Here is a 13,200-nt window from a genome sequence, read left to right as displayed (position 1 = left end):
GAAGAAAACAGGGCTCCTTAGGGACAGCCAAAAAACATCAAAGGTTTTTCAAAGACTCCAGCTGCTCTGCAAAACGAGCCCGAGCACTCTCCATCTCAGCCTGTCTGGCTTTTTCCTTGGCAACTACTGCTTCCGGCGCCTTGTCGACAAAGTTCGGGTTCTGCAGTTTGCCGGCGATGCGGGCGAGTTCCTTATCGAGCTTGTCCAGCTCTTTCAGCACGCGCGCGGATTCCGCTTCCACATCAATCAGGCCAGCCATGGGCACCAACAGTTCCAGGTCACCGACCAGCGCGGTGGAAGAGGCCGGTGCGGTGGCGCCTTCTTCCAGCCACTCGATGGACTCGAGGCTGGCGAGTTTTATCAGCAGGCTGCGGGTCTGCTTCAGCAGGTCCGCGTCGCGCTCGGAACCGTTGCGCAGGATCAGCGGGATCTTCTTCGCCGGGGAAATATTCATTTCACCGCGAATATTGCGCGCACCTTCGATCACGCCTTTCAGCCAGGCAATCGCCGCTTCGGCATTTTCGTCGATACGGTGCTCGTTCGCTTCCGGGTACTTCTGCAGCATGATGGTATCGCCGGACTGGCCCGCGAGTTCTTTCACACGCTGCCAGATTTCCTCGGTGATATACGGCATCAGCGGGTGCGCCAGGCGCAGGATGGTTTCCAGCACGCGGATCAGGGTACGGCGGGTGCCTTTCTTCACCGCGTCAGAGGCGTTGTCGTCCCACAGTACCGGCTTGGACAGTTCCAGGTACCAGCTGCAGTACTCGCCCCAGACGAAGTCGTACAGCGCTTGTGAAGCGAGATCGAAACGGTAGTTATCGATGGCTTCTTTTATGGCAATTTCCGTGCGCTGCAGCAGGGAGATGATCCAGCGATCGGCAATGGACAGCTCGAAATTCTCGCTGCCGTCCTGGCCGCAGTCGTGACCTTCGCAGTTCTGCAGCACGTAGCGGGACGCGTTCCAGATCTTGTTACAGAAGTTGCGGAAGCCTTCGATACGGCCTACATCGAACTTGATGTCGCGGCCGGTGGAGGCCAGCGAGTAATAGGTGTAACGCAGGGCGTCGGTACCGTAAGACGCGAGGCCTTCCGGGAATTCCTTGCGGGTCTGCTTTTCGATCTTCTCGCGCAGGCGCGGCACCATCATGCCGGCGGTACGTTTCTGCACCAGGCTTTCCAGGTCGATACCGTCGATCAGGTCGATGGGGTCGAGTACGTTACCCTTGGATTTGGACATCTTCTGGCCGTGGCTGTCACGCACCAGGCCGTGCACGTACACGGTCTTGAAGGGCACTTCCTTCTTGAAGTACAGGGTCAGCATCATCATGCGCGCAACCCAGAAGAAGATGATGTCGAAACCGGTGACCAGTACGGAAGTCGGGTGGAACGCCGCCAGCTCGGGGGTTTCTTCCGGCCAGCCCAGGGTACCGAAGGTCCACAGGCCGGAGGAGAACCAAGTGTCGAGGACGTCGTCGTCCTGACGCAGTTCGATATCGCCCAGATTGTGCTTCTTGCGTACTTCTTCTTCGCTGCGACCGACGTAGACGTTGCCGTCGTTGTCGTACCAGGCCGGAATACGGTGGCCCCACCACAGCTGGCGGGAGATACACCAGTCCTGGATATCGCGCATCCAGGAGAAATACATGTTCTCGTAGTTTTTCGGTACGAATTCCACGCGGCCGTCTTCCACCACCTTGATGGCTTCGTCTGCCAGCGGCTGGGTTTTAACGTACCACTGGTCGGTGAGCCACGGTTCGATGACAACACCGGAGCGGTCACCGCGGGGTACCTTCAAGGTGTGTGGCTCGATTTTTTCCAGACAGCCGATGGCGTCCAGGTCATCGACGATTTGCTGGCGCGCGGCGAAGCGCTCCATGCCGCGGTATTTTTCCGGCACGTTGTCGTTCAGGTTGGCGTCGGCGTCGAGGATGTTGATCATCTCGAGGCTGTGGCGCTGGCCCATCTCGTAGTCGTTGAAGTCGTGCGCCGGGGTGATCTTCACGCAGCCGGTACCGAATTCGCGGTCGACGTAGTCGTCGCCGATGATCGGGATTTCGCGGTCTGCCAGCGGCAGCTTGATGGTCTTGCCGATCAGGTGCTTGTAGCGCTCATCTTCCGGGTGCACCGCCACCGCAGTATCGCCGAGCATGGTTTCCGGGCGGGTGGTGGCAACGACGAGGTGACCGGAACCGTCGGACAGCGGATAGCGGAAGTGCCACAGGTGGCCCTGTTCTTCCTCGTTCAGTACTTCCAGGTCGGAAATTGCGGTGTGCAGTTTCGGGTCCCAGTTCACCAGGCGCTTGCCGCGGTAGATCAGGTCGTCTTCGTACAGGCGGATAAAGACTTCCTGTACCGCCTTGTAGAAACCGTCGTCCATGGTGAAGCGTTCGCGGGACCAGTCCGGGCTGGCGCCGAGGCGGCGCAGCTGGCGGGTGATGTTGCCGCCGGACTCTTCCTTCCACTCCCACACTTTCTCGATGAACTTGTCGCGACCCAGCTCATGACGGGACTTGCCTTCGGCGCCCAAAAGACGCTCCACCACCATCTGGGTGGCGATACCGGCGTGGTCGGTACCCACTTGCCACAGGGTGTTGTCACCCTTCATGCGGTGGTAGCGGATCAGGGCGTCCATGATGGATTCCTGGAAACCGTGGCCCATATGCAGGCTGCCGGTCACGTTGGGCGGCGGGATCATGATGCAGTAGGGGTCGGCTTGGGTGTCACCTGAGGGCTTGAAGTAGCCGTTTTCTTCCCAGGTTTTGTACCACTGCTGTTCGATGGCGTTGGGCTGGTATGTCTTGTCCATGCGCGGGGGAGTGCCTTGCTTTGTCTGGCTTGGCCGCCCGGAACCCGCTCGCTGCGGCACCGGGGGGCGATGAATACGTAAAAGGGGCGGAATTATACCGTCGGGAAGGTGCTGGCAAAAGGCCGTGATAGTTGGCTGGCGGAAGGCGGGGTGCCAGGGACCTCAGGACTTTTTGAAGTATATCTCGTCCACCATGGCAGTAATGTTGGCTCGCAGTTGGCGCTCGAGTTCGTGCAGCTGCTCTGCTACCAGTTGCTCAATCAACAGCTCTCGATTACTGAGTTTTGGCGCTTCAGTGGATTCGGGAGCTGCCTGGGACTGATGCTCCGGGGTTTCCGGCTGTACTTCTTGTGTTGTAGTGCCTTCTTTCTCTTCTGTCCTGGGTATCCGGCCGCCGGTCAATCTTGCGCGAATATGTGGAGGCAGGAAGGGGTTTTCACCGGTGGCTATGACGGCGGGCGCGGGTTTTGCTGGTTCGGCTTCGATTGCCTTGGGTTCCACTCGTTTGCTCTCGGCGGCTGGTTTCTTCGGGCCGTCAAACAGTCCCGGTTGAAACTCTTCCCGAGCGGCTGGCTTCGCTGTTTCTGGCTGCACGTATTTTTCCGCAGGTTTTGCGGCTTCCGCCCGGGGGGCTTCGGCCGCGATTGATTCTGGTTGGGGTGCGCCTGCAGCTGCGTGTTCGTCTCCGCGGGGCAGGGCTTGCAGGGGGCGCAGTAGTTCGCGGTCGGCATCGCTCAATTCGAACGAGTAATCTTCGACCGGTTCCTCGTCGATTGGGCTGAACAATATCGGCAGGTCTGCTTCTTCAAGTGGGCGCTGGATCGCTGCCGGGCGTGCTGGCGTCGGATTGACGGGCGCGGAGCCGGGTTCGGCGACCTGGTCAAGAAGGGGGATATCGGCTTCCTGATCACTGCCGAGCAGCTCCCTCAGGGAACTGAGCTCGTTGAGCAGTTCACTCGGGGGCTGGCCTCGCTGGTGCTTTCTGTTCTTTTTTCGACCGGACATGGAAGCTGATTCAGATTCGGTGTCAGTTGGGGATTTTATGGGATTGTAACGGATATCCCCTGTCACGGAAGTGGCTATAACGAGTTCTTGAGCGGCTGAGGGAATCCGGATGCTGGCAGACGATCTCTGCGAGGCGGTCAAAGCGGCTGAACCAGGTGGGAATGTCAGCACAAAGATTGATCAGCAGGCCGTGATGCATGCCGGGATCTTCGCCGCTGTTGATCTCGATGGCCGCCTGCTGGTCGGCATTCTGCGGTGCGTGGGGCAGGAAGCTGTCTTCCCGAAATGTCCACAGCAGCTCGTCCAGCTTTTGCGCCCGTTCACTGTCGTCCACGGCAATCAGCACCCGCAATCCACTGCGGAACGCCTTTTCTGCGAGGCGACAGGCGAAGAGGTCGATTTCTCCCGGGTTTTCGGAGGGGAGGACGTAGAAATCTATTCGGGTCATATTAAATGCAATGGAGCGCTGAAATTTGATGCGAAGGTGCCGCTACCGGGTACAGCTTTGCGAGACCTTCTAAAACAGGGATGTTTTAGAAGAGCCCCCATGGATGGGTTCACGGCGTGTCTCGCAAAGCTGTACCCGGTAGCGGCACCGCCACATTTCGAGGATCAGTGTGCTAAATCACTCGTGGTGGCGGCCCTGCTACCGGTAACGGTTCGCAGGACACGCCGTGAACCCATCCATGGGGGCTCTTCCGCGAGGTCCCTCTCGCGGAAGGTCCTGCGAACCGTTACCGGCATCAGGACCTTAGCCCGTAATTCTGGGCTTCGTTTTTAGCTGAGTTTACTTTTTGTTCAAGATGTATTGCAGCAGCAGCGGCACCGGGCGGCCGGTTGCGCCCTTGGCTGCACCGGAGTTCCACGCGCTGCCGGCAATATCCAGGTGTGCCCAGTTGTACTCGGTGGCGAACTGGGACAGGAAGCAGGCAGCGGTAACGGAGCCAGCTTCGCGGCCGCCGATGTTTTGCAGGTCTGCGAAGTTGGATTTCAGCGCGGTATGGTACTCGTCCCACAGCGGCATCTGCCAGGCGCGGTCACCAGTGGTTTCACCAGCGGCGAGCAGTTCCTGCGCAAGCTTGTCCTGATTGGCGTAGAGGCCAGTGGCATGGTTGCCCAGAGCGATAACGCAGGCACCGGTGAGGGTGGCCACGTCAATCACAACGCTGGGCTTGAACTTGCCCGCGTAGGTGAGGGCGTCACACAGAACCAGGCGTCCTTCGGCGTCAGTGTTCAGGATTTCGATGGTCTTGCCCGCCATGGATGTGACGATGTCGCCGGGCTTGCTGGCACGGCCGCTGGGCATATTTTCGGCAGCGGCGATGATGCAGACCACGTTGACCGGTGCCTGCATTTCAACCAGCGCGTGCATTACGCCGAACACGCTGGCAGCGCCGCACATGTCGAACTTCATTTCGTCCATCGCCATGCCGGGCTTGAGGCTGATGCCGCCGGTATCGAAAGTGATGCCTTTACCCACCAGCACGATCGGCTTGGCGCCAGTTTTGCCGCCTTTGTAGTTCATGGCGATCATCGCGGCGGGTTCGTCGCTGCCCTTGGCCACGCTCATGAATGCGCCCATGCCCATGCTTTCCATCTTTTTGTTGTCGAGCACGGTGGTGGTCAGTTTTGCGTGTTTTTTAGCCAGGGCCTTGGCTTCGGATGCCAGGTAACTCGGTGTGCAGATATTGCCCGGCAGGTTGCCGAGTTCGCGGGCGGTGTTGCTGCCCAGTGCCTGGGCGTTGCCCAGCTCGACACCTTTCTGCACCGCCTTCAGCAGTTTTTTATCGGCCGCGTGGACAGTGAACTTTGCCAGCGGGAAGGGCTTGGCGTCGCTGAGGCAGCGGGTGAACTTGTAGCTAGAGAGGCCGGCGGCGAGAGTGACTTGCTGTGCCTGCCATTCGGCATCCGCTTCAATCACACTCAGTTCGGTGAGGTAGCTGGTGGCATCTTTGAAACCTGCGACCGCTTTCGCGCTGGCACTGGCCAGTTTGCGGAACTCCGTCTGGGTTACATTGCTTTTGGATGCTCGCACCAGAAGCACACGGTCGGCGCTGCCTTCCAGCATTGGGATCAGCAGGGTGCTGGCAGTGGTACTACCGAGGTCGCCACGCTTCAAAAGCTTGCCGATCACGCCACTGGTCACTTTGTCGATCGCGTTGCCGCTGTCGGTGAGTTTGTTTTTGGCGTCTACGGCAAGGATGGCGCAAGCAGTGCGCTGCTTGCTGATATCGGTGACCTTGGCGGTGAACTGCATGTTTTACGTTTCCTTGGTTCTCGTGGCGTATGGGGAAGTTGCTATTGCCTGTGAGGATGCGCGGCTTCACTGGCAAGGCCGGCGGATAGCGGCCAAACTCCCCTGTGATTTGTTCATTGTATTGCGGGTATCGCTACTTCCGGGATGGACATCCGGCAAGGGTTCTGCGCGCTGTCAATTAGAACGTGTCTTCAGATTGAAACCGGTCAAACCGAGACACAGCGAACCTTTTTGGTGATAATGCGCCGCACAAGTTTAACCCGATACGGATCGGTTTGCTTGGTCGCGGTGTCCTAATGTCCATTCGGACTTCTGTTTCGGGGTCGCCAACTCCACTCGCTGTTGATTTCAAAGCTTTCAGGGAAGCTGGTCGTTACGTGATTATTTTCCGCTACCTCTGTCGCGAATTACTTGGGGCGACACTGGCCGTGAGCGCGGTGCTGTTGTTGATGGTCATGAGTGGCCGCTTTGTGAAGTACCTGGCCGATGCTGCGGCAGGGAACCTCTCTGCGGGTATTCTGTTTTCCATCATGGGCTTCCGGTTACCGGGCTTTCTTGAGCTCGTGATTCCGCTCGGCTTTTTTGTCGGTATCCTGCTGGCCTATGGTCGTCTGTATATCGAAAGCGAAATGACGGTACTGCATGCCTGTGGTTTCAGTGAGCGCCAGCTGCTGTGCTACACCATGGTGCCTGCGCTGCTGGTGGCTGCTTTCGTGGGCTCCATGAGTCTTTACCTTACCCCCACCGGCATTGAGCGAACTTCCCACCTGCTGACTGCCGATAAAACCCGCAACGAATTTGATCACCTGGTGCCGAAGAAATTCGTCGGTACCGAAGGCGATCGCGCAGTGTATTACGCCGACTCCCTGAGCGATGACCGCTCCACTATGCACAATGTGTTTCTCGCCGAGCTGGGATCTTCCCGCGGCGAGACCGAGACGGATCACCAGATTGTTACCGTTGCCAGCGAAGGGGTGCAGGAAATAGACCCGGAAACCGGGCTGCGCTACCTGGTACTGCGTAATGGCTACCGCTACGAAGGCGTGCCCGGCCAGCGAGACTACCGGCAGATGGCCTTCTCCAGCTATGAGGTGTTGCTTGAGACACCCAAGGTTCGTTACAAGGCGAGCGAGCGCATCCAGTCCATGTCTACCGCAGAGCTGTGGAAAAGTGAGAACCCGCGCGAACGGGTGAACCTGCATTGGCGTTTCAGTTTGCCGGTACTGGTGCTGGTGGTGGCCATCCTTGCGGTACCCCTGAGCCGTACCAACCCCCGCCAGGGACGTTACGCGAAAATGATCCCGGCGGTATTGCTGTACATTATTTATCTGGTTGCGTTGCAGGGGGTTCGCGGGGCGATTGAAGATGGCAAGATCGAACAGGCCTGGACCATATGGCTCGTACATCCGCCATTCCTGATTCTGGGCTTGCTGCTGCTCGGTGGCCGTAACTTGCGCAAACCGCGCAAGCGCCTGCCGGGGAATGGAGGTGATAGCAGCGCGGGAGGTAGTGATGTCGCGGCTTGATGGATATATCGCCCGGACCGTTATGCTTTCCATTCTTGCCGTACTGATGGTGATTCTGGGGCTGGACGTGATCTCTGCAATCGTCGATCAGCTTGGCGAGCTGGAAGGCGGTTACCAGTTTGGCAATATGCTGGAATATGTACTGTGGACCTTGCCTGAGCGCATCTACAGCCAGCTCGGGTTTTCTGCGCTGGTGGGCTGTATGGTGGGCCTCGGGACGCTGGCGAGTACCAGTGAGCTGACGGTAATGCGGGCATCCGGTATTTCGATCGGCCGCATTGCCTGGGCCGTGATGAAGCCTGTGCTGGTTCTGATTGTACTGGGACTGGTACTGGCGGAGCTGGTCATCCCGATGACAAACCAGGAAGCCAACAGTCGCAAGGCCATCGCCAAGGGCGAACTGGAGGCCGTCGGACTGGAGCAGGGGCTCTGGCTGCAGGACGATGGCGAATTTGTGCACTTCAATGCGGCGCTGCCAGGTGGCACGCTGTTTGGTATTACCCGCTACCGCTTTGACGAAAACCACCAGCTGCAGAAGGTGGTTTTCTCTGAGCGCGGGCACTTTGCCAGCGGCCACTGGGAGCTGCAGAACAGCCGCCAGACCACCCTGACGCCGGAGCGTGCCGACAGCAGCATAGAGGCGCGCAGTGTGTGGGATTCTGATATCTCTCCGGACCTGTTCGCTATGGTGGTGCCGCTGCCGTCAGACCTCTCGCCGCGCAACCTGTGGTCTTATGCCCAGTTTCTGGATCGCAAGGGGGAGGAGTCCGGGCGCTACTGGCTGGCGTTCTGGAAGAAGGTTCTGCAACCCCTGACCATTGCCGGTCTGGTGATGATGGCGATTTCCTTCATCTTTGGCCCTCTGCGGGAGGTCACCACCGGCTTGCGGGTGTTTATGGGGGTGATCGTGGGGATTGTGTTCCAGACCGTGCAGGATATGCTCGGCCCGTCATCGGTGGTGTTTGGCTTTCCACCCCTTATCGCGGTCATCGTACCGATTCTTGCCAGCTTCCTGCTGGGGTGGCTGATGTTAAAGCGGGCGCGTTAAGCGCCCGCGTATGCATTCCGGGCAAATCCTTTCCTGATATCTCTCAGGGCTTTTTCTTTTTCGGCAGAATACGCATTTCACTGTCGGAGGCCAGGTCCTGCCAGGTGGCGCCATCCTTGCGGAAATAGCCCCAGAAAAAGCCCAATCCAAGGCAAGCCAATGATGCGGTCGCCACCACGGCGCGGACGATGCACTGGCGCCAACTCAATTGCACCCCGTTATTGTTCGCCACCATCAGACGCCAGGCACGCATGCCGATGGTCTGTCCGGCGGCTCGCCAGGACCAGAATAAATAACCGCCAGTAACCGCCAGTAACCCGAGTCGGTAGAGGGGCCCTCCCACGCAGGGGGTGTAGTCCATTGCTTCCGGGTTGCAGTTGAGGCCTCCGACCGTGGAGGCGACCATGATTGCCAGGAAGCCATAGACCATCCACAGACCGCCTACGATCAGCGCATCGTACATAAGCGCCATCAGGCGGCGGGCAGGCCCGGCGACGGGCAGGTGGTTGAATTCTTTGGGGGTGTTTGCTGGCTTGGGCACGGGAATCTCCGCCGGACAAAGTGGCGGAGATTCTAGCAAAGAGCGGGATGTGGAACGAATCGGTTTCAGGTAAATAGGGGTTGGTTAAAATTCATACTCAAACGAGATTTTGAATTTATCGTCCGACAGCCGCACATCGTAATCCAGGGCACTGTTCAACTTGCCGTGGCCCTGCGTATAGCGCAGCAGAGAGTTCTGCTTGCTCCGCTTGTGTTGCGCCATATAGGTTTTGAAGCCCATACGCAGAATTTCATTCACTGCGCGGCCACCAGTAGCGGTCTGGGCTTCTTCCGGGTGTGTATAAAATTCGAGCCACTGATGATTAAGGCGCCGGTGCACCATCCCCATGGAGTTGTTGCGCAGGTTTTCCGCGGATTCAAACAGCGCGTGGTTATCCATGCCAAACGCGCTGTCGATAAAAAAGGCGTTATCGGCCTGTAGGTTCAGGGCACTGTTTGAGTCGGGAATGAACAGATTGTCGTCGGCGAGGAGCGGCGCGGAAATCGGCAATAAGAAAAGGCAAAGCAGTTTGGGAAGCTGCCTGAAGGAAAGAAACCGTTGACTGCGCGTTTCCATGATCCACCCCGGGTGTTGACTGTGGTTTTGGCAGTTTCTGAACAACTGCTGAATTTATTATGGCTCACCCTTTATGAACTGATGTATCTCACAAATTCGGCAAATAATCCAATATCAACTGTGAATACTCATCAGGTATTGGTCATGTTTTCTTCAGCCCGCGTCACCACTGGGCTTATTCAGTCTGGCCCAACTTTGGTGCGCTGCAGTGAGGCTGGCGCCAATGTTTTGTTATTGCTGGGGGCGCGTGACTGCCTGGTGCTTATGACAAAATTGTCTACAAAACTGCGACTGCTCACCATAACCAGCCGCTCGGGCGGGATTACTGGTTGGCCCTCTGTGGATAGGCTGGGAAATGTGACAAATGTTGACAGCGCTGTCTTTTCAGATATGGTGGAACGGTAGGGTGGTGGTCGGTGCGACGCCATCTAGCCAGTTCAACTCAGATAACGATTCCATAACCAGAGAAACACCATGAATAGGCTCCCCCTGTTCGCCAGCCTGGCGCTTTCTGCGGTGATAGCGTCATGCGGCAAACCGACCAGCGAAACCGAACAACCTGAAACCTCTGTTCAATCGGCGCCTGAGCGCATCGCCCAGCACTTTGCCGTCACTCAGGAAGTTCTGACGAATTTCCAGGGCGTAGATGCTGATCTGCGCGCCCAGTGCAAAAAAGCAGGGGGAAGCGGCGCCATCTGCTCCACATACCGCATCAACCTGATCAACCAGGGCCCGGCTATCGCGGCCGATGAGCAGGACTGGACGCTCTATTTCCACAATATTCGCCGAACGTTCACGTTGCTGAACAGTGAAGCGTTTACTCTCGAGCGGGTTAACGGCGATCTGCATCGACTGATACCAACCGAAAAGTTTCAGGGTATTGCCGCGGGCGAGACCCTCGAGCTCGACTTCCTCGCGGAGAACTGGTTCCAGTTCGAATCAGACTTTATGCCGCGTATGTTCGTCGTCGATGCTGACGGTGAGGCGCACGTTATCGCCTCCACGGATACCGACGAGCTGGAAGGGCTGGTTTTACCGATCAATAAGAATGATCAGAACAACTGGAAGCGCACTGCCTCTGACCTCAACACCCTGGCAACGGCAGCTAGCCGTTTCGAGCGTTACAGCGCTGATAATGCTGCGGTTGTAAGCGAAGCAGACTGGCACGCGCGCATTATTCCGCAGCCGGTATCCGTACAGCTGCCCGACGCCGATGCAGTGATTCTGCAAGGCGGTATCGCAGTCAGTGGCGATATAGCGAAAGGCAGCCTCAACGCCCTCAATCACCGCCTTGACCAGCTTGGTCTTGCGCCCTCTGGTGAAAGCGACTTTGCGGTTGCGGTGGTTCAGGACGCTGAGGCATTTGCCGGCAAGCCCGCAGGCGCATACACGCTTGCAGTCACGGCAGACGGGGCTGAAGTGCGTGCAGCTGAAGAAAATGGTGCCTTTTACGGTGTGCAGTCGCTGTTGGCGCTGGTGGACCTGAACAGCCGCAGCCTGCCACAGGCAGCGGTGGAAGATGCACCGCGCTTTCCGCATCGTGGCCTGTTCCTGGATACCGGCCGCAACTTCCACAGTAAGGAAGTTGTGCTGAAACTGCTGGACCAGATGGCGGCATATAAACTCAACCGCTTCCACTTCCACCTGTCTGACGACGAAGGCTGGCGTCTGGAAATCCCGGGCCTGCCGGAGCTGACTGATATTGGCGGCAAGCGCTGCTTCGACCTGGAAGAAAAACGCTGTCTGATGCCACAGCTGGGATCCGGTCCGAATACCGATAACAACGGCAGCGGCTTCTTCAGCCGCGACGATTATGTCGAAATCGTGCGTTACGCAGCAGAGCGCCAGATCGAGGTGATCCCGGAGTTTGATATGCCTGCCCACGCCCGCTCTGCGGTAGTGGCGATGGAAGCCCGGTACAGCAACCTCAAGGATGAATCTCCCGATCAGGCCGCTCAATACCGCCTGGTCGACCCGGAAGATGGCACCCAATACCTGTCAGTACAGTTCTACAACGACAGTTACATTAACCCCTGTATCGACTCCACCTACAACTTCGTTGGCAAGTTGATCAGCGAGGTTCAGGCGATGCACAAGGATGCCGGGCAGCCGCTGCAGAGCTGGCACTTTGGCGGTGACGAGGCGGTGAATATCCTTGCCGCCGATTCCTTTGAAGTTGGCCCGGGTTCTGATCCCGAGAAGGGTGATGCTCCAGCCGAGCAGCGCCAGAAACCCTGGAGCAACTCGCCCCAGTGCAAGAGCCTGATCGCCAGTGGTGAGGTGAAGTCCCTGGATGAGCTGGGTGAACTGTACGCCAAGCGGGTGAGCAAACTGGTAGCGGATGCCGGTATTCCCACCATGGCGGCCTGGAACGACGGTGTGAAGCGTATTGCTGATGCCGGTGGGGAGCTGGCGACCGAAAATAATTTCGTGAACTCCTGGGCTCCACTGATGTGGGGTGGCGGTAACGAGAGTGTCCACTTTGCCGAAACCGGCTTCGACGTGGTGCAGTCCAATTCCGACTACCTCTACTTCGATATGCCGCAGGAGGTGGATCCGAAAGAGCCGGGTTACTACTGGGCCTCGCGGTATACCGATGTGCGCAAGACCTTCAGTTTCGCGCCGCTGAACACGGCGCAGCTGGCCGAGGTTTATCCTGACCGCGATGGCAACTGGTACTCCGCAACCTCTCCGAAAGCATCCTTCGCTGACAGCGTGCGTGGCATTCAGGGGCAGCTCTGGAGTGAAGTGGTACGCACCGATGCAGTGGTCGAGTACCAGATGTTCCCGCGTCTGTTGGCACTGGCGGAGCGCGCCTGGCACCAGGCCAGCTGGGAGCTGCCGATTCAGGAAGGGCAGACCTTCTCCGGAGAAACCAGCTTTGTCGATAAGGAGGCGTTGGCATCTGACTGGCAGACATTCTCCGCCGCCCTTGGCCAGAAGGAGCTGTTGAAGCTGGATCGCTCCGGTGTTGGCTATCGCGTTCCGGTTCCGGGTGCTGCGGTCAGCGGTGAAGCGCTACAGACGGCAATGCCGTACCCCGGTCTTCCGCTGGAGTACTTTGATGGCGAGCACTGGGTTGCGGTGGAAGAGGGCAAGGTCCCGGCAACTGCCATTGCATTGCGCGCGCGCAGTGCCGACGGTGAACGCGCTGGCCGCGAAGTTTCACTGAAACCTGCCGAGAATATCAGCGCCCGCTGATTGCATTCTCTCCCTGGCGCCGGTATCACACTCGTTGATGCCGGCTGCCTTTCCTCCGTGCCTGTTGTCCCACTTTTGCTTTTCTTGTTTTTCCTGCCCTGTTTTCTCTAGTACGAATAGAGGCAATTCTTCGTGTATAAACGGTTGTTCTGTTGATTTAGCTGCCAGCTATTCTTCTTGAATCCCCGGGCGCCCAAACCGCGGGCCTTTGGCGCTTACCGCCGGTCTACAATTGCG

10 protein-coding genes are annotated in these 13,200 nt (G+C 58.0%); 4 read left to right on the top strand and 6 right to left on the bottom strand.

Going from position 1 to position 13,200, the window contains the following annotated elements:
• Positions 1 to 37: 37 nt before the first annotated feature.
• The 4 genes from LC093_RS13555 to LC093_RS13540 form a co-directional block, all read right to left on the bottom strand.
• Positions 38 to 2,809, bottom strand: coding sequence for a valine--tRNA ligase (locus LC093_RS13555; protein WP_226665682.1), 2,772 nt, complete (start codon positions 2,807 to 2,809; stop codon positions 38 to 40).
• Between the two features lie 162 nt (positions 2,810 to 2,971).
• Positions 2,972 to 3,814, bottom strand: coding sequence for a hypothetical protein (locus LC093_RS13550; RefSeq protein ID WP_226665675.1), 843 nt, complete (start codon positions 3,812 to 3,814; stop codon positions 2,972 to 2,974).
• 22 nt (positions 3,815 to 3,836) lie between these two features.
• Positions 3,837 to 4,262 (bottom strand): DNA polymerase III subunit chi, encoded by a 426-nt coding sequence (locus LC093_RS13545; protein WP_226665672.1) that lies wholly within the window; start codon positions 4,260 to 4,262, stop codon positions 3,837 to 3,839.
• Between the two features lie 339 nt (positions 4,263 to 4,601).
• Positions 4,602 to 6,071 carry a leucyl aminopeptidase gene (locus LC093_RS13540; protein ID WP_226665670.1) on the bottom strand — a complete coding sequence of 490 codons (1,470 nt, stop codon included), beginning with the start codon at positions 6,069 to 6,071 and terminating at the stop codon, positions 4,602 to 4,604.
• 377 nt (positions 6,072 to 6,448) lie between these two features.
• Here LC093_RS13540 and lptF point away from each other — a divergent pair, with 377 nt between their 5' ends.
• Positions 6,449 to 7,597: an LPS export ABC transporter permease LptF gene (gene lptF, locus LC093_RS13535; RefSeq protein ID WP_226665667.1), complete on the top strand. Its 1,149-nt coding sequence runs from the start codon at positions 6,449 to 6,451 to the stop codon at positions 7,595 to 7,597.
• Complete coding sequence (gene lptG / locus LC093_RS13530) at positions 7,584 to 8,645, top strand: LPS export ABC transporter permease LptG (RefSeq protein WP_226665664.1); 1,062 nt, start codon at positions 7,584 to 7,586, stop codon at positions 8,643 to 8,645. Before lptF ends, lptG begins: the two co-directional genes overlap by 14 nt.
• 43 nt (positions 8,646 to 8,688) lie before the next feature.
• On the opposite strand, the gene LC093_RS13525 is transcribed toward lptG, so the two are convergent.
• Entirely contained in the window at positions 8,689 to 9,186 is a 498-nt protein-coding gene (locus tag LC093_RS13525) for an RDD family protein (protein ID WP_226665662.1), read from the bottom strand.
• A gap of 84 nt (positions 9,187 to 9,270) precedes the next feature.
• Positions 9,271 to 9,762, bottom strand: coding sequence for a hypothetical protein (locus LC093_RS13520; protein ID WP_226665660.1), 492 nt, complete (start codon positions 9,760 to 9,762; stop codon positions 9,271 to 9,273).
• Here LC093_RS13520 and LC093_RS13515 point away from each other — a divergent pair.
• Positions 9,745 to 10,167, top strand: coding sequence for a hypothetical protein (locus LC093_RS13515; protein WP_226665657.1), 423 nt, complete (start codon positions 9,745 to 9,747; stop codon positions 10,165 to 10,167). The two genes, LC093_RS13520 and LC093_RS13515, sit on opposite strands and share 18 nt — an antisense overlap.
• A gap of 69 nt (positions 10,168 to 10,236) precedes the next feature.
• The gene (locus LC093_RS13510; RefSeq protein WP_226665655.1) at positions 10,237 to 12,963 is read left to right on the top strand and encodes a family 20 glycosylhydrolase; all 2,727 of its coding nucleotides are present in this window, start codon (positions 10,237 to 10,239) and stop codon (positions 12,961 to 12,963) included.
• The last annotated feature ends 237 nt before the right edge of the window (positions 12,964 to 13,200 follow it).

This window comes from Microbulbifer aggregans, assembly GCF_020524005.1.
Classification (GTDB): domain Bacteria; phylum Pseudomonadota; class Gammaproteobacteria; order Pseudomonadales; family Cellvibrionaceae; genus Microbulbifer; species Microbulbifer aggregans_A.
Note: the sequence above shows the minus strand (reverse complement) of the source record. Positions and strands in the feature narration are given on the sequence as shown.